Raw genomic sequence first — 16,622 nt, forward strand, 5'->3', positions numbered from 1 at the left:
TTGCATAGTGAATACATTTAACAGTCATGACCTAGGCCACGAAAGTGGATTGCAGGGCAGATCATAGGGTGAAATATGAGTTTTCAAGATGAGTTTTTGTGGGGAAGTGCATCGGCAGCGTACCAGATTGAGGGAGCTGCAAACCTCGATGGAAAGGGGGATTCCATTTGGGACGTGTACTCCCGGGTACCGGGTAACACCTTCAAAAATACCACAGGTGAAGTGGCTATTGATTTCTATCACCGCTTTGAACAAGACATTGCCTTGATGAAGGAAATGGGCCTGCAAGCATACCGTTTTTCGGTGTCTTGGCCGCGTATCATGACTGATGGCCGTTCGGTAAATCCGAAAGGTGTGGAGTTCTATCACAAAGTTATCGATACCCTGATTGCTAATGACATAACACCAATTTTGACGGTTTACCACTGGGATCTACCTCAGGCGCTACAAGATGATTATCAAGGGTGGGAGAGCCGTGAAATCATTGAAGACTTTACCCGTTACTGCGAGATCCTATTCCAAGAATATGGTGACAAAGTGCCATATTGGGTCAGCCTTAACGAACAGAACATCTTTACAAGTTTGGGTTACCTGCAAGCAATTCATCCACCGAAAGTGTCTGACTTCCAGCGTTTTATTAATGCTAATCATATAGCCAACCTCGCGAATGCTAGTGCAGTGAAGAAATTCCGTGAAATGGGTATCGAGGCCAAAATTGGTGCCAGTTTTGCCTATAGCCCAGCTTATGCGCAGTCAGCGAAACCTGAAGATGTCATCGCTGCAGAAGATGCACAAGAGTTGCAAGATCTGTTCTGGATGGATGTGTATGCCAAAGGCCGCTATCCGAAAATTGCTTTGAAGCGGTTGGAAACATTGAACATCCATATCGACTTCCAGCCGGGAGATAAAGAGCTGTTAGCGGCGGGTGTATGTGACTTCATGGGCTTGAATTACTATCAGTCTGCGACTTTTGTTGCTGCAGGGAATAAACAAAGCACCGCGCAAACAGGGAATGCTTCTCAAGTATCAGTTGTTTCTGAAATCAGTGACATTCCTACCGATAAGCTATTTGCTCGCGCTGATAATGAATACTTGGATATGACGGATTGGAACTGGGCGATTGACCCAAACGGTCTGCGTGTTGCACTGCGCCGAATTACCTCTCGCTATGAGCTTCCTATTCTTATCAGTGAGAACGGCCTTGGGGCTTTCGATACGTTGACGGAAGAAGGTAAGGTACACGATGATTACCGAATCAACTTTCTTCGTCGCCATGTTGAGGCGATTTCAGATGCTATTGACGATGGCTGTGAGGTTATCGGTTACTGTACATGGTCTTGCCAAGATCTCTTTAGCTGGCTAAATGGTTACGCTAAGCGCTACGGTTTTATTTATGTAGACCGTGACGAAGAGAGCGAGAAAGAACTAAAGCGTTATAAAAAAGACAGTTTCTACTGGTATCAGAAAGTCATCCAGTCCAATGGTAAGCAATTAGATTAGGAAGATATTCTCGCAATAGTCTCGTTATAAACCCATGGTAATTCATGGGTTTTATTATTTCTAATCATTTATTGTTCTAATACGGAATTGATATCGTTGAACGATTGAACGGCTTATATGAGTTGTTATTTATATTTTGTAATTATTACGCATTAAATCAATAGCTATCAGTAAATTACGATGTTATTAAGTTATATGATTCTCAATAGTGAATCATTATCAGGGCGAAAAATCATGTTCGAATAATTCTAACGACATGGTTAATTCTCAATGTTTATCTATCTTAGTGTTCTTGCTAAATTTAACTCCGAACCTAAACGAATCTTCAAATGGAGAAAATGATGCTTAAATTTACAGGTACTATGATGACTGCGGCGGTATTACTAAGCTCACCAGTGATGGCCTATTTAAACCTTGATGTAACACCACAAAACGAGGGAGCCTGGGTAAAAGTGAGTGATAATGGCACCCCAGTTAGTAACGTGACAATTACTACCAATGCGCCTGGTACCGGCTCTTTTACTACTGATGAGCATGGCCGTATTTTTGTTACTATTAATATTACCGTAATAAAAAGGCCGAAAGACAATTAGGTGTCTTTTGGCCTTTTTTATATGCTAGTGATAACAACGGTTAGTTGTCGATCAGCCAGCCATTTTTAACGGCTAAATTTATTTGTTCGCAAGCGTATTGCCATAGTTTAGGCGTCACTTTTTCTAGGTACGCATTACGGTTTAGGACTTGCTGTTTGGTTACTGTGTGCTTTACCCAGCTACCACCACCGTTGGACATGTTCTGGATCAACGGCAAAATGCGATCCATCGCTTTGGCAAAGCGGGCATCAGCGGTTTCAGCTTGTTCAAATTCCAGCCATAGCGATTTCATTTCGTTGAACTGCGCTTCTGGTAGTAGTCCAAACAAACGGTTGGCTGCAGCCACTTCTTTTTCTTCTTGGCCGTCTAGTTCATGTTGCTCGGCAAAAGCAAAAGTATCACCAGCATCAATCTCAACGATGTCATGGATGAGTAGCATCATGACTGCGCGATTCACATCGACAGGCTCTTCGATATAGTCCTTTAGTACTTGTGCCATAAGAGCAATGTGCCAGCTGTGCTCCGCACTGTTTTCCTGGCGATTGTTATCTGGCTTTACCATGGTTTTGCGGTAGACCGCTTTTAGGCGATCCAATTCATTAATAAAAGCCAACTGTTTGTCGAGATTAAGCATACATTCCTCTTATTGCTTTTCGATCGTTGTGATCGCGTTACTTCTGGGTGACGGACAAGCGTCGTACGAGGGTAGGGACAAACATCCGGGTACACGCCTTGTTTTCATCACCTTTTGCCAATGACAACGATAGGTTCGCTGCTTGCTCTGCCATGATGTTGATCGGGTAACGAACTGTGGTTAGTTTCGGGCTCAAATATTTTGCGATGATACCATCATCGAAACCGATCAGAGAGATATCTTGTGGTGGGGTAAGGCCGTTTTCTTCCAGTACCGATAAACACCCTGCGGCCATGTTGTCGTTGTAAGCGGCAACCGCCGTAATTGGCAGATTTTTGGAGAGTAGATTCATCATCGCATGCTCACCACCGGCTTCATCGGGTGAGCTGTATTCAATGTAGCTGTTATCGGTCGGTAGGTTATAAGCCCGCAGTGCATCGAGGTATCCGGCGAGGCGCTGCTCGGTATCTTCAATGTCATGGTTTGAGCAGGCGTAACCGATATGCTGGTGGCCGTTCTTGATCAGGTATTCAGTCGCGAGATATGAGCCCTTATGGTTATCGAGTGCAATACAGCGATGGGCTATTTCAGGAATATAGCGGTTGATAACCACCATTCCCGGCACCTCATTGGCAAAATCAATCAGCTCTTGATTACTCAGGCCTTTGCTGTGAATGATTAGTGATTCACAACGGCTGTTGATGAGTAGTTCAATGGCTTCTTTTTCGGTCGTGGCGTTGTGATAGCCATTGCCGATCAGGGTTTGCTTGCCGTTTTGCCGTGCTATCTGGTCAATGGCTTTTAACATGGAGCCAAAGAAGGGATCAGAGACATCGCCGACAACTACGCCAATTGTATTGGTGGATTGGTTAACCAAGGCTCTGGCATTGGCATTGGGACGATAGCCAAGCTCTTTCATCGCCTGTGTCACTGATGAAATTGAGGCCTTACTGGCCTTGGGTGATTTATTGATCACGCGTGATACCGTTGCAACGGAAACACCGGCCAGTTTGGCCACATCCTTAATCGTAGCCATGGCTACACATCCTAGCTCAAATCAAACTTGCTGCCTATTAAACACCGACTGTGTAACGGGTGCAATCATATTGCAGTGAAAATCAGTGCGACTTACTATATTTATTAAAAATCAAGGAGAAAAGAAGTGTAACCGTTACCAAATGATCGTTGTTATTGTCTGGTTTTACTTACAATTTTGACGTTGTTTTAACTCAAACCGGTATAGAAAAGGGGAGCAGTCATTAACTACTCCCCATTCGTTTATATGCATCATCCAGTATTTCAATCCATTGGACAAAAATTAGATATTAAATATGTTTGTCTTAACCTACTTATCGTGCAACTTCAAACGCGAGAGCCTTCTTTTCTACCTGTCTGAAAACGAGGGTAAGCACGCCATTGACTGTTAAATAAAAGGCACCCGCGACGCTAAAGACCATTAATGTATCGTAGGTCTGAGCGTTGATACGCTGTGCATACCCCATGATGTCCATAATGGTGATGGTACTGGCAAGTGATGTGCCCTTGAAGACAAGAATGACTTCGTTGGAATAAGCGGGAATGGCGCGGCGAATCGCATAGGGTAATAGTACCCCCAGCGTTGCTTTGGTATCCATTCCCAAGGCTTTACAGGCTTGCCATTGACCAGAAGGAATCGCATTGAATGCGCCTTTGAACAGTTGGGTACTGTATGCCGCTGTATTAAGTGCGAGTGCAAGCATTGCACAGAACCAAGGCTGGCTTAGCCAGTGCCACAAAATGCTTTCTCGTACCCACTCAAACTGACCTGGTCCGTAGTAAATCAAAAAGATCTGTACCAGCAATGGCGTACCGGTAAATAAAGTAATGATCCCCCGGCTTAGCCAATGAAGGCCTGGTGTTCTCAATATAAGCGTTAAAGTCATCAATAACGCCAATGTACAACCCACGATTAAGGACACGGCTGTTAGCTCAAGACTGACGACTAACCCTTCGAGCAGTTGCCAAACGTGCTGTTCATTCATGCGCTTGCTCCTTTTACTGGATTAGCGGGTGCTGGCTTGTTTTGTACTGATTTACTTTTAACAGATGTGCTTTGTGGTGAGTTGCCATCTTGTACGCTAAATTTTTTATCGAGCTGTTTAACAACGCGTTGAGTGATCAATGTGATGACTAAATAGACGGCTGCTGCACAGGCATACCAAGTAAAACTTTCGTGGGTAGCCGCTGCTGTTAACTGGGCCTGTTTTAGTAGGTCAGTAACACCAATCAAAGAGACCAGCGCTGTGTCTTTGAGCAGCACAAGCCATTGGTTCGTCAATCCAGGAAGGGCATGTCTAACCGCTTGTGGCAGAACAATCTTAAAGAATGCACGTAGTTTGCTGATCCCTAATGCACTTGCCGCTTCGCGCTGACCGCTAGGTACAGCCTTTAGCGCGCCTCGCAATGTCTGGGAGGCATAAGCAGCAAAAATAAGGGATAAGGCAATGACCCCTGACAGAAATGGGCTAACTTCGATGAAATCTCCGGTCAGCAAAAACAATATTTGCGTTGAGCCGAAGAAGATAAACAGTACAACCAATATTTCAGGTAAGCCCCGAAGCACGGTGACCAGCGCGGTAACAGGCCAAGCTATGGCACGAAACCGTGACATTTCACCGCTGGCAAACAATACAGCCAAGACCAACCCAACAGTGACGCTGGCTAGGCTAAGCTGGATAGTCACCCAGCTTGCCTCAAGTAGCGTCAGAGCATAACCTGATAACGCCATAGATTACTCACCAAAGTACTTGTTGAAGATTTCATCGTACTGGCCATTGTTCTTCACGGTTTTCAGTGCCGTGTTCAGTTTGTCCAGCAGTTCTTGGTTGTCTTTATTGATGGCAATACCAAAACCGTTACCGAAGTATTTAGCGCTGGTTACTTGATCACCTACATAAACAAGGCTGTCGTTCTTCTTGAACCATTCAGCCACTACGGCGGTATCACCAAATACAGAGTCGATACGACCATTTTGCATATCGATAAATGCATCCTGGTAGCTTCCATATGGAACGGCGGTGACACCGTCAAGTTGTTCGGTTAAGTAGCTTTGGTGGGTTGAACCATTTTGTACACCGACACGTTTGCCGTTTAGTGCAGCTTGATCTGCAACCTTGCCGTCTAGGGCAACAAAAGCGGCTGAGTTGTCGTAGTAAGCGTTAGTGAAGTTCACTACTTGCTGGCGCTGTTCAGTAATATCAATACCTGAGATGGCTGCATCATAACGACGGAATTTTAGAGCTGGGATCAGGCTATCAAAAGGTTGGTTGTGGAAAGTACATTTTGCCTCAATGACATCACACAGTGCATTGGCCAGATCAACATCAAAGCCTTGAATCTCATTATTCTCGTCAACGTATTCAAATGGGGCATAAGTTGCTTCCATCGCAAACTTAATTTCTTCCTGAGCGGCAGCGTTAGCTGAAACCAAACCAATCAATGTAGCCAATACAATCTTTTTCATCGCGATACTCCGTGCGTCGTTAGGTGCAGCATCAAGTGGGTAGGTGATGCTGAAAATAGGGTATGTTCCCAATGTCTTTGGGTATATAAATCAATTTAGTGGGTGAGGTATTCCGCAAATTCCGGTGTGGCCGGATGGGTAAATGCCTCTTTGGTGCCGTGTTCCACCATGCGGCCTTTTTCAAGGTACAGCACGTGGCTGGCGATTTTCTTGGCGAATTCTACTTCATGGGTTACCACCACTTGGGTGATACCTGTTTCACCAAGATCATTGATGATTTTGACAACCTGATTGGTAATTTCAGGATCGAGTGCGGCAGTTGGCTCATCAAATAACAGCACTTCTGGCTTCATCATCAGGGCGCGGGCAATAGCAACTCGCTGTTGTTGCCCACCCGATAATTGCAAGGGCCAAGCTTCCGCTTTATCTGCCAGCTGTAATTTTGTCAGCAATGTCAGGGCTTCGTCGGTTGCCTGAGTCTTAGAAATCCCTGCAACTTTCATCGGCGCTTCTATCAAGTTTTCCATCACAGTAAGGTGAGGCCATAGGTTGTACTGCTGGAACACCATACCGACTTTACGTCTTAATTTTAGTGCCTGCTTTTCACATATTGACTGGGCAAAATCATAGGCTTCGTTGGCGACCTGTAGCTGACCACTGCTAGCGTTTTCCAGTAAGTTCAGCACTCTTAGTAAAGAGCTTTTGCCTGCGCCACTTGGGCCAAGCAATACCAAGGTTTCCCCTTTGCCACAGGTGAACTCAACATCATGAAGAACCTGGGTATTACCATAGAATTTATTAACACTCTTTACTTGAATACTCATGCTGACTTACTGCATTAAACGTCATTTGATGGTTATATTACCCAGAGTGAGATCTTATGCAAGAAAAATGTATAAAATATTCCGTAGGTTGCATTTTTGTTTGATTTTTGTTCTGTGGTTTGGGTTTTTTGCCATTTAAACCACTGTAAATACACAAATGGTGCGGCAGATGTGAAAGGGACAAGAAAGTGAACAAGAGAGAGGGGAATAATTACGCATTTGTTTGGCGAAAAGAAAAGCGAGAATGTTGATACCCTGCATAAAGCAGCAGATGTAAAAAAGGCCACTTAGAAAGCGGCCTTTGACTGTCTGGGGTTTACCGTGTGATGAAATTATACCGTTTGGGCAATTTCGGCTGTTTCGCGGCGGGCTTTAACGACAAACGTATAACCAATAAGTGCTACAAAACCGGTGATAAACATCGCAATGGTTACCGTTATCAAGCCGTGCATTGCGAATGCTGATACTAAGCCACTTGCTGCGAAACAGACCATTGTTTGCAGGAAGTTAAGTAAGCCTGCTGCTGTCGCACTACAGTTTTTGAAATCTTCCAATGCTTTGCTGATGATAAGCGGGTAAATTGCACCGTTAGCCACCGCTAGGAAACAGAATGGTACAAGGATAGGCCAAATTGTGGTCGGCTCTGTCTGAATCGAGATCATGAACATAATCGTTACGCTGGCAAAGAATAGCTTCAGGATCCACGGAAGCAATTGCTGGCTATCGTATTTGTTCAGTAGGGTACGGCAACCGTAACCACCGATGATGAACGCAACAGTTTGTGGCGCGTAGCTCAGGCCGATATCTGCACCCGAGTAACCCATAGCGGCCATGACAAATGGTGAGCCTGTTAGGTAAGCAAAGAAAGCAGCAGAACACGCAGCAAAAATGATCATGTTACCAATGAATTTTTTTGAACTCAGGATTTGAGCATAGTCACGGCGTAGCTGTACCATTATTTTTTCTTGTTTTTTGTCCAAATTCGCACTTTCAGTTTCCTTAAGCGTCATAATGGACAAAACAGCACCAAAGCCAACCAGAGCAACAAAGATGCTACGCCAGCCAAACTGGTGCTCAAGCATCGCGCCTGCAAGGGGAGCAAGTGCTGGTGATAGGGCAACTAATGGCATGATGGTCGCAAATACACGCTCAGAGACTTTGCCTTCGTAGCGGTCGATAACGACAGCTTGCCAGATCACGGTAGCGCTACATGCGCCTAGTGCCTGTGCAAAGCGAGCTGCCAACATAAGCTCAACATTCGGAGCAAAGGCACAGAATACAGAAGCGATACTGAAGAGCGTCATACCGCCTATTAGCACTTTGATACGACCAATACGATCAGACAGTGGGCCGTAAATAAGCTGGCCGATTGCCATACCTAACAAGAAAATACTGAGTGTTAGGCCAATAAGTGATTGTGATGTATCAAAATCCTCTCGAATTACTTCGAAAGCAGGAAGGTACATGTCAGTTGCTAGGAAGCCCAGCATACTTAAACACGCAAACCACATAGTGGTCATTTTTGAAGGTTGATTTGTCATAGTTTTATTTCATTAGCTGTTTTGTACTTTGCGGCAAGTCTATACATGGTTTTTTATGGTGTGAAACGGTAAAATTTCAACGTTGCTTTCAATAAATTTGATTTGATTGTTTTTGCATCAATGTAGCGTGCTTTACCTTGCGCACAGAGTAAGGTTGAATATTGCACAATTTGTGTTAATTGGGTGCTACTTGTTGTGTTATTGCTGTGAAAATCAGCAACTCTGGCTGCGGTTTTAACGAGCTAGGCACGAACTAAAGGAAGATCCTGATGTTTTCATATAACGACTTACAAGTGATTGATGTGGTTGCTCGGCGCGGAAGTTTTTCGGCTGCTGCTGAAGAATTACACAAAGTGCCCAGTGCAATTAGCTATACCGTCAGGGTGATTGAGGAGCGGTTAGCCGTCGACTTGTTTGTTCGGCTTCACCGGCAAGTGCAGTTAACCCCAGCTGGGGAGTTTTTTGTTGAGGAAGCCAGAGGGCTACTCAAGCAGATGGAGATGCTGAAACTGCAAACCCAGCGTGTTGCCAATGGCTGGTCACAAAGTGTGTCGGTGGCGCTTGATACGGTGGTTCGTGAGAGCCGGGTAAATACACTGGTACGAGATTTCTATCGGCAATTCCCTGATATGGAGTTACATCTGACGATGGAGGTGTTCAACGGCGTATGGGATGCGTTGTCGGATGGCCGGGCAGATATTGCTATCGGCGCAACGGCAGCGGTGCCAGTTAGCGGATATTTTGATTATCGCGACATGGGAGTTTTGGAGTGGCGGTTTGTCGTTAGCCCTGATCATCCTTTGGCTGATATAGACTATCCACTGGAAGCTAAAGAGTTGGTAGAGTATCCGGCTATCTGCCTTGAAGATACGTCACGGGTATTGCCTAAGCGAGTGACGTGGTTGATGGATAACCAGCGTCGGATCATGGTACCGAACTGGCACAGTGCGATGTCATGTTTGAAATCAGGACTTGGGATTTGTGTGGTGCCAGAGCACAAGGCCTTGCCACTTATCGAAAGCGGTGAGTTGGTGGAAAAACAACTCGCAGTAAAGCCACCAGTCAGCCCTTGTTGTTTGGCTTGGAACAAAGAAAGTCAAAACCCAGCGATTGATTGGCTGCTCGATTACCTGGGTGACAGCGAGCAGCTCCATCGCGAATGGATGCGGTAAGCCCATTCTTTGCTGCTGATGATTATTCCGCTGGTTGCTCGCCTTCAGCACTTTCAGTTGGATTCACACCTTGTGCTTGTTCAGCTTGTTGGGCTTCCGCTTCCATCTTGGCGCGTTCGGCCTTGGAGATGTAGCGTGGTTTGTTGCTGCGGTGCAGCTTGGCGTTTGTTTTCTTCTGCCTTTTCTTCAGCGCTTCGTTAATTTTCTTCTTGCGGTTCATGGTTACATACCAAATCGAAATTGGCTGGCAATTCTAGGGGGAATTGCGAAAGAAGTGAAGAAGGGATTACGTTTATGCTGTCGAGAGAGGTGAAACGCCGGACTTTGCCGGCGTTTGTGTAGTTTTCGAGAGCTGCTATTCCTCTTCTTCTAGCTCAATCGGTTCTATAGGGCATCCATCTGGAGCTGTTCCGGTTGGTACAGGTTCCTCTTCAGAGAAAAATCCAACGCCAACTTTTGCCGTTTTTGCTTTTTTCAAGCTTATTACAACTTTATCGCCAGGCTGTACATCGGGGACTGAATCACCCTTATCTGTTCGAAGGACAATACCAGCCCCACCGCATCGATTGGCGTCAGTGTCTTCGCTTGTCTCTTCCCAAGCGGCCTCTTCAGCGAGATATTTAAACATGCTTCCTTCGGCGAAAACTTTAATTACAAAGGGGGTATTGAGATCACAAAAGGTTACGTTTACGCCTTCATCGTCAATCGTTTCACAGGATGCTTGATCAACAAGGTCAACGAGTGCGCCGTTGGACTTTTGATTGTATTGATCGTTTACATTGAGACCACCAATTTCAATGATTAGACGTTTTTCACCATCATCCTCATGTCGAATGAGAGCTTCGAAATCCCATTCAAGGTTAGTTTCAGTTGCATAGTTTTTAGGTGTGACATCTGCAAAGTATCTAGTGCTACCAGCCGTTGCTGTGAATGAGAGTGTTGTTAGTAATACCGCAGTTGTTGCTGCCAACTTGAAGTTAGAAGACATAGTTTTCTCCGTGAAATGAAGTTTCTTTATTGATTGGCAACTAAAGAATAAATTGATGTTAGCTTTTGTATTTCTATTTATTGAGAAATTATGTAGCGATCAAATGGGTATATTAAAATATAAATTATTTTGTGATTTTTTATTGCTAAATACAAATTGAGATTGTCTCAAGATACCGTTGTGGAATTAAGCAAAGTTGTGATAGAGGTAATAAATAAATGACAACAAAAAGGTGAATTCACATTGGTTGCGGAAAATTACCTTTGCTTGGGTGGCCAGCTTTCTTAGACAATGGGCATCATAAGGATGGTTGGCTTTACCATATGTATATGTTTGCTAAATAAGGCATGGAAGAGCAATAAAAAAGCCAAACTTTTTTGTCTGGCTCTTATTGTTTAGAACTGTGTTTCACTCATAAGATATGAATTGCAGTGGTGCGACACCGACTGATAAACGACGCACTAATGTCGGGTTATACAATCTTGCTTGAGTCGCATTTTTATTTTCACTCGCTAGTTGTAAAGACAGTTTTGCTGCTTGTTCAGCCATAACTTGGATAGGGTAGCGTATCGTTGTCAGCTTCGGATGGACGTATCGAGCAATATCACCATCATCAAAGCCAATAACCGAAATATCTTCTGGAATGCGCAAGTTATTTTCGTGTAGAACGGATAAACAACCTGCCGCCATGTAGTCGTTATAGGTGGCAACAGCAGTCACGGGGAGGTTTTTCGACAGCAGGTTGGTCATTGCATATTCACCGCCCAGCTCATCCGGTTCACCGTACTCGATATATTCTTCGTTAGGCTCTAAGCCATGATCTTTGAGGGCTTCAAGGTAGCCAGCCTTGCGATCCCTGGCATCTTCTATGTCATGGCTGGAGCACAGGTAACCGATATGCTTGTGACCATGGCGGATCAAATATTCAGTGGCGAGATAAGATCCTTTGCGGTTATCGAGTGAAATACAGCGTGAGGCGATCTCTGGGACAATACGGTTGATCACGACCAGTCCCGGAATTTCTGTGGCTAAGTCTATGAGCTCTTGATCTTCCAATCCTTTACTGTGAATAACTAGTGACTCACAGCGGCTGTTAATGAGAAGGTTTATCGCATTACGCTCTTTGACGGGATCGTGATACCCACTTCCAATTAGAAGTTGTTTTGCATGTTGATTGGCAATGGTATCGATGGCTTTCACCATGGTACCGAAGAAGGGGGCGGAGACATCATTGACGAGCACGCCAATGGTATTGGTTGACTTACTCACGAGTGCTCTGGCATTGGCATTGGGCCTATAGCCAAGTTTTGCCATAGCGGCTTTCACGGCTTTGATTGCCGTTTCACTGGTGTGTGGTGCGTTGTTGATCACTCGTGAAGTCGTGGCGACGGAAACGCCCGCTTCTTTAGCGACATCCTTGATGGTAGCCATAGAGCCCTCTCTCTTTACTGCTGGCTCATTAAACAATGGAAAGGGTGATAAAACAAACCCTCGTCAGTGTTTTTTAACTGGCTGAATTAATAATTGTAAGTTGAGTCACCCTACTAAATCGAAGTCGTTTAATTTATCAGCAAATCAGAGAGTCAGATTAGACGGTGGGCAGATGAAAAGAAAGAGTGCCGCTCTGAGGGGGAAGTCAGCGCGGCACTGCAGAGCTAAAACCTATGTCTAGATTTTAGTGTTTACTTGGCTCTAGAGTCAGGCTGTAAGCGTACTGCTTATCAGTTAGCTTGAACTCCTCATGAACACTTGGGCTCCATGAATCATCACCGCCAACCCCCATATGCTGGTGGTCGATACGCAGGAATAGCTGTTGCTCAGGTTTCAACTCATTGGTGTGTTTTGCTTCAGTCAATTGCTGTTGATTGTATCGACTAACACTGAACTGGAAGTCACCCGAGATGTTTAGACTACCAATGGTAAGTGATTGACAGCCACAACGCAGCCCACTGTCCGTTGGGAAGATATAAGGCGTGTGCATGGCCGTGACTGCTTCAGTGTAATGACCAAAACGTGCTCCAGATAGTCTGTCGGGATAGTTTTCGAATGGACCCAGTCCGCGCCACTCAATGTTCTGCTGTTCATCCTGTAGTGGTAAGGCTAGCTCGATGCCAATACGTGGCATCGGCGGAAGCTCATCAGCAAGGTTGATTGTTACATCAACCTTGGCCTTGCCTTGGCTATCTAGGGTGTAAGTCCAAGCCGTAATGGCTTGGACATTGCCATTGAAGGTATACACAAACGTTGACGTTACCGTGACCTGGTGGTTAAGCGTATTGACCTGGCAATTGACACATTCACGGTTCCACTTACCAATGCCCGCAGCATCCCAGCGGCATACCCAGGCATTTGGGTCAACAAAATCGACTTCACTGACACCGATGTCGTTATCCAAAGGTGCACGGAAGAAGTTATCGACCGGTGAGCTGACGAATTGAGGTTTAGCATCAACGGTCCATTGCTCTAATAAGCCACTCGCTTTATTCCAGCACCAATGGTGTGTTCCATCTTCGGTACTGACTAAAATGGCTTCGCTGTTTTCCGTTGCGACAGGCGCATGACCTTGTGTCAATGAAGGGTAAGCCAACGAATTGCGGTTGATAACTGCAAACTGTTCGCTGGCAATGGTGTGGCCAGCTTCAGCCCATGCGGTTGCTTCAATCAGTTCGATGTCGGTATTTAAATGATAAACTGCCCCCGTGCGAGGTTTAAAATCGACATCCAAGCACAGCGTTCTCTGGCTGTCAGCCGGTACATTAAGCTGTTGTTCACCTGAAGCAATCACCCGCCCATCTTCAAGCAGTGACCATTTTAGCTGTTCGTTATCGGTGGTACGGAACAAGTTTTCGTTGGTTACAGTCAGGGTGTACGCTATGCAGTTAGCCAATTGTTCTTCACTATTTAGCGCGATGGTGATCATGCGCTGGCAGTGCTTGGCTTCTTCCAGTGTTGGATGCGGGGTTCGATCCGGGAACACCAAACCATTGATGCAGAACTGACGGTCATTGATAGTATCGCCAAAGTCACCCCCATAGGCCCAGAAGTGTTCGCCTTGCTCGTCATACTTGCCGATGCCTTGATCAACCCAATCCCAAATAAAGCCACCTTGTAGGCGAGGGTAATCACGGAATGCATCCCAGTATTCGTTGAAGCTACCGAGACTGTTACCCATAGCGTGAGCGTATTCACACAGGATCAATGGACGGTCTTCATTCGGTAACGAAACCCATTTCTTGATTGACCATTTTGGCACGGCTTCATCGGCAATGGTGGTATTAACCCGCGCATACATCGGGGCAATAATATCTGTGGCTGTGGTATCAGAGCCACCACCTTCGTATTGCACTGGGCGGGAAGGGTCAAAGTTCTTCGACCACGCATACATGGCATTATGGTTGCTACCGTGGCCAGACTCGTTACCCAGTGACCAGATAATAATCGATGGATGGTTCTTATCGCGCATGACCATCTGGGTATAGCGACTCATGTAAGCGTGTGCCCACATTGGATCGGCAGACAGGCGATTCATTGGCTCCATGCCGTGGGTTTCAATGTTGGCTTCGTCACACACATACAAGCCATACTGGTCACATAGTTCATACCAACGTGGGTGATTCGGGTAGTGGGCGGTACGAACAGCATTGAAGTTATATTGCTTCATTAGGCAGATATCTTTGATCATGTCTGCCTCAGTCATCACATGACCAAGCTCAGGATGGTGCTCGTGGCGGTTCACACCGCGGATCAGTAGAGGTTTGCCGTTGAGGCAAAGCTGGCCACCGATGGTTTCGACTTTACGGAAACCGACCTGATAGGCTTCACTTTCAATATGGTTTCCATTGGCATCTAGCAGTGATACCACACAGCGGTACAAATTCGGTGTTTCTGCGCTCCATTTATTCGGTTCACGTACTGCCAAGGTTTGAAAAACGACGTCGTTGTAGCTACCACGCTCATCAATGCGGCGATTATTCGGTCGGTCAATGACAGGCTCTGTGATTACTTGTTCGCCGTCAAACAGCTGAACCTGAACATAGTGCTCTGCAGTGGCGTTGATATGAGTAACAACGGCTATGCTGCCATCACGGTAGCAGGCATCTAAATTTGGTGTGATAAAGACATCTTGAATGCTCTGCGAAGGTTTGGTCAGTAGGGTCACATCACGGAAAATACCGCTTAGCCACCACATGTCCTGGTCTTCGAGGTAGCTGCCGTCACTCCAGCGGATCACCATTACCGCAAGGCTGTTTTCACCTGCAACAAGGTACTGGGATAGATCGAACTCGGCAGGTAGCCGGCTGTCTTGGCTGTAACCGACCCAGTGACCGTTACACCATAGGTGGAAGGCTGAATTTACGCCATCAAAGATAATGCGGTGGGTTTCTGATAGTTGATTTTCTTCAACCAAGAAGTTTGTGCGGTAGCAACCTGTTGGATTATCTTTTGGGACGAACGGCGGGTTAACCTCAAACGGGTATTTGACGTTGGCGTAAATCGGTTTGTCATAACCGTGGAGCTGCCAGTTTGAAGGGACTGGAATATTATCCCATTCTTGGTCATTGAAGTTAGGAGCTATGAACTCACCGTTAACGTGTTCTGGGGCGTCAAAAAGTTTGAATTTCCATTCGCCATTCAATGACTGGCGCTGGGCATTTTTCCCATCACGGGCACTGTCGACATCACGGTAGCTAGCTAATGGACTGTGCGCAGACAAACAATGGATGTTCACAGACTGTGGATTTTCCCAGTCTCGGCGCTGAATAATGTTAGTAAATGCCGTCATCGTTATCCTACTTAAAGTGATCTTACTTAATCTTGTTAATTTTAGTCGCGGTGCAGTACGGCTATGGTAGCGGCCACACTGCGATTAATTTGGTGTGCTCTATCTGTTATTGAGTCAAGGTATCCAACAGGTAATCTTTGGCCTGTGAATGTCCTGCTTCTTCAGCAAGGTTTGCCCAATCAACTGCTTGTTTTAGCTTTCCGTCATTCATTGCTTGGTCGATATGCTGTTTAAAATAGTGCCAGTTCTGAGTGTCAGCGTGACTAGCTTGCAGTTGCACAGAAGAGGCCGGTTGTATGTCCTGTTCAACGTTGGTGACAGACAATGCTGCGGTTGTTGATGCCTTTTGTGCCGTCAGGTTTGCTAGCATATCGACGACAGGGTTGCCAAAGTGTTCTTGGGTGGTGATTTCAACGATACCAACTGGAGAAAGTGTTGCGACGAGCGGTAATCGCTTGCTGCCGATGATATGTTGTGATTCAGCAAATTCTTGTTCTGGGTGGATCCGCGTGAGTTGGTTGCCTATTTGGGTGGGATCATTTTGGACCACCATATAAGCCTGTTGATTCAACTGAGTGCTGAGGATGAACTTTCCTTCAATACGTTCAACACCACTTAAGTCGCTAGTGAAATAATGAAAGTCATCGGTGGTGTATTGTTCGACCAAATTCCAGTTCCTGTCATAAATGGCGACAGCTGGTGCGATGACTTCGCTGTCTTTTATCGGGGCTCTGACAGTGAGTAAGAACGGGGAAGCAACTTGCGACAAGGCATATGCTTGGACCGGAGTCCGAGCTGATGTAAGAGGAAGCGTTTCGCTATTACCATCCAGCGTGACATATTGCTGACTGTCCAGCGCAAGAGGCTGGATAGCCAGTTCAGCGACAGAATCGCAGCAAACCGATTGGCTAAGATCGGTATTGAGTGCTGTGTCTGGAATACTGCTGCAAGCGGTTAGGCTCAGGCCAAGCAGAATGGTCGCCAACTGTTTTCTCTTCATTCTTCGTTCCTCTCAGTGCAGGTCAGGCTGACCTGCACTGTTTTGTCAGATTTCCGTTACCGGACTATTTCCGATACCGAATTCC

Annotated in this window: 15 protein-coding genes; 3 read left to right on the forward strand and 12 right to left on the reverse strand. The window is 45.8% G+C overall.

The features are described 5' to 3' along the window. The first annotated feature begins 75 nt into the window (after positions 1–75). Entirely contained in the window at positions 76–1,500 is a 1,425-nt protein-coding gene (locus tag NHN17_RS10305) for a glycoside hydrolase family 1 protein (protein WP_255042336.1), read from the forward strand. A 329-nt stretch (positions 1,501–1,829) separates the two neighbouring features. Then, positions 1,830–2,093: a hypothetical protein gene (locus tag NHN17_RS10310; RefSeq protein ID WP_255042337.1), complete on the forward strand. Its 264-nt coding sequence runs from the start codon at positions 1,830–1,832 to the stop codon at positions 2,091–2,093. Between the two features lie 40 nt (positions 2,094–2,133). On the opposite strand, the gene NHN17_RS10315 is transcribed toward NHN17_RS10310, so the two are convergent. The 7 genes from NHN17_RS10315 to punC all read right to left on the reverse strand — a co-directional run bounded on the left by NHN17_RS10315 (position 2,134) and on the right by punC (position 8,594). Continuing rightward, complete coding sequence (locus tag NHN17_RS10315) at positions 2,134–2,727, reverse strand: HD domain-containing protein (protein WP_255042338.1); 594 nt, start codon at positions 2,725–2,727, stop codon at positions 2,134–2,136. 37 nt (positions 2,728–2,764) lie between these two features. Next, entirely contained in the window at positions 2,765–3,763 is a 999-nt protein-coding gene (locus NHN17_RS10320) for a substrate-binding domain-containing protein (protein WP_255042339.1), read from the reverse strand. A gap of 313 nt (positions 3,764–4,076) precedes the next feature. Continuing rightward, positions 4,077–4,748, reverse strand: a complete 672-nt coding sequence (artM, locus tag NHN17_RS10325) for an arginine ABC transporter permease ArtM (protein ID WP_255042341.1) — start codon at positions 4,746–4,748, stop codon at positions 4,077–4,079. Beyond that, positions 4,745–5,494 carry an arginine ABC transporter permease ArtQ gene (gene artQ / locus NHN17_RS10330; RefSeq protein ID WP_255042342.1) on the reverse strand — a complete coding sequence of 250 codons (750 nt, stop codon included), beginning with the start codon at positions 5,492–5,494 and terminating at the stop codon, positions 4,745–4,747. Before artQ ends, artM begins: the two co-directional genes overlap by 4 nt. Before the next feature lie 3 nt (positions 5,495–5,497). After that, positions 5,498–6,229 (reverse strand): lysine/arginine/ornithine ABC transporter substrate-binding protein, encoded by a 732-nt coding sequence (locus tag NHN17_RS10335; RefSeq protein ID WP_255042343.1) that lies wholly within the window; start codon positions 6,227–6,229, stop codon positions 5,498–5,500. A gap of 95 nt (positions 6,230–6,324) precedes the next feature. Continuing rightward, a complete protein-coding gene (gene artP, locus NHN17_RS10340) occupies positions 6,325–7,053 on the reverse strand; it encodes an arginine ABC transporter ATP-binding protein ArtP (protein ID WP_255042344.1) in 729 nt (242 codons plus the stop codon). A gap of 332 nt (positions 7,054–7,385) precedes the next feature. Continuing rightward, on the reverse strand, positions 7,386–8,594 hold the full coding sequence (punC, locus tag NHN17_RS10345) for a purine nucleoside transporter PunC (protein WP_255042346.1): 1,209 nt from the start codon (positions 8,592–8,594) through the stop codon (positions 7,386–7,388). A 269-nt stretch (positions 8,595–8,863) separates the two neighbouring features. Here punC and punR point away from each other — a divergent pair, with 269 nt between their 5' ends. Beyond that, a complete protein-coding gene (punR, locus tag NHN17_RS10350; RefSeq protein ID WP_255042347.1) occupies positions 8,864–9,766 on the forward strand; it encodes a DNA-binding transcriptional activator PunR in 903 nt (300 codons plus the stop codon). Between the two features lie 22 nt (positions 9,767–9,788). Here the strand turns inward: punR and NHN17_RS10355 are convergent, their stop codons facing one another. The 5 genes from NHN17_RS10355 to NHN17_RS10375 form a co-directional block, all read right to left on the reverse strand. Further along, a complete protein-coding gene (locus NHN17_RS10355; protein WP_255042348.1) occupies positions 9,789–9,986 on the reverse strand; it encodes a DUF2986 domain-containing protein in 198 nt (65 codons plus the stop codon). Positions 9,987–10,121: 135 nt separating this feature from the next. Next, complete coding sequence (locus tag NHN17_RS10360) at positions 10,122–10,754, reverse strand: hypothetical protein (RefSeq protein WP_255042349.1); 633 nt, start codon at positions 10,752–10,754, stop codon at positions 10,122–10,124. A 408-nt stretch (positions 10,755–11,162) separates the two neighbouring features. Beyond that, positions 11,163–12,185: a substrate-binding domain-containing protein gene (locus tag NHN17_RS10365; RefSeq protein ID WP_255042350.1), complete on the reverse strand. Its 1,023-nt coding sequence runs from the start codon at positions 12,183–12,185 to the stop codon at positions 11,163–11,165. A 244-nt stretch (positions 12,186–12,429) separates the two neighbouring features. Then, positions 12,430–15,537: a beta-galactosidase gene (locus NHN17_RS10370; RefSeq protein ID WP_255042351.1), complete on the reverse strand. Its 3,108-nt coding sequence runs from the start codon at positions 15,535–15,537 to the stop codon at positions 12,430–12,432. 106 nt (positions 15,538–15,643) lie between these two features. Continuing rightward, entirely contained in the window at positions 15,644–16,537 is an 894-nt protein-coding gene (locus tag NHN17_RS10375) for a MalM family protein (RefSeq protein WP_255042352.1), read from the reverse strand. Between the last annotated feature and the right edge of the window lie 85 nt (positions 16,538–16,622).

The organism is Photobacterium pectinilyticum (genome assembly GCF_024357955.1).
GTDB lineage: Bacteria > Pseudomonadota > Gammaproteobacteria > Enterobacterales > Vibrionaceae > Photobacterium > Photobacterium pectinilyticum.

What these genes read in the sequence shown, in the direction of transcription:
- NHN17_RS10370 (WP_255042351.1), bottom strand. Translation starts at nt 15,537, where the DNA reads ATGACGGCATTTACTAACATTATTCAGCGCCGAGACTGGGAAAATCCA.
- NHN17_RS10360 (WP_255042349.1), bottom strand. Translation starts at nt 10,754, where the DNA reads ATGTCTTCTAACTTCAAGTTGGCAGCAACAACTGCGGTATTACTAACA.
- artQ (WP_255042342.1), bottom strand. Translation starts at nt 5,494, where the DNA reads ATGGCGTTATCAGGTTATGCTCTGACGCTACTTGAGGCAAGCTGGGTG.
- NHN17_RS10315 (WP_255042338.1), bottom strand. Translation starts at nt 2,727, where the DNA reads ATGCTTAATCTCGACAAACAGTTGGCTTTTATTAATGAATTGGATCGC.
- artM (WP_255042341.1), bottom strand. Translation starts at nt 4,748, where the DNA reads ATGAATGAACAGCACGTTTGGCAACTGCTCGAAGGGTTAGTCGTCAGT.
- NHN17_RS10320 (WP_255042339.1), bottom strand. Translation starts at nt 3,763, where the DNA reads ATGGCTACGATTAAGGATGTGGCCAAACTGGCCGGTGTTTCCGTTGCA.
- NHN17_RS10310 (WP_255042337.1), top strand. Translation starts at nt 1,830, where the DNA reads ATGGAGAAAATGATGCTTAAATTTACAGGTACTATGATGACTGCGGCG.
- NHN17_RS10375 (WP_255042352.1), bottom strand. Translation starts at nt 16,537, where the DNA reads ATGAAGAGAAAACAGTTGGCGACCATTCTGCTTGGCCTGAGCCTAACC.
- NHN17_RS10355 (WP_255042348.1), bottom strand. Translation starts at nt 9,986, where the DNA reads ATGAACCGCAAGAAGAAAATTAACGAAGCGCTGAAGAAAAGGCAGAAG.
- NHN17_RS10305 (WP_255042336.1), top strand. Translation starts at nt 76, where the DNA reads ATGAGTTTTCAAGATGAGTTTTTGTGGGGAAGTGCATCGGCAGCGTAC.
- artP (WP_255042344.1), bottom strand. Translation starts at nt 7,053, where the DNA reads ATGAGTATTCAAGTAAAGAGTGTTAATAAATTCTATGGTAATACCCAG.
- NHN17_RS10365 (WP_255042350.1), bottom strand. Translation starts at nt 12,185, where the DNA reads ATGGCTACCATCAAGGATGTCGCTAAAGAAGCGGGCGTTTCCGTCGCC.
- NHN17_RS10335 (WP_255042343.1), bottom strand. Translation starts at nt 6,229, where the DNA reads ATGAAAAAGATTGTATTGGCTACATTGATTGGTTTGGTTTCAGCTAAC.
- punC (WP_255042346.1), bottom strand. Translation starts at nt 8,594, where the DNA reads ATGACAAATCAACCTTCAAAAATGACCACTATGTGGTTTGCGTGTTTA.
- punR (WP_255042347.1), top strand. Translation starts at nt 8,864, where the DNA reads ATGTTTTCATATAACGACTTACAAGTGATTGATGTGGTTGCTCGGCGC.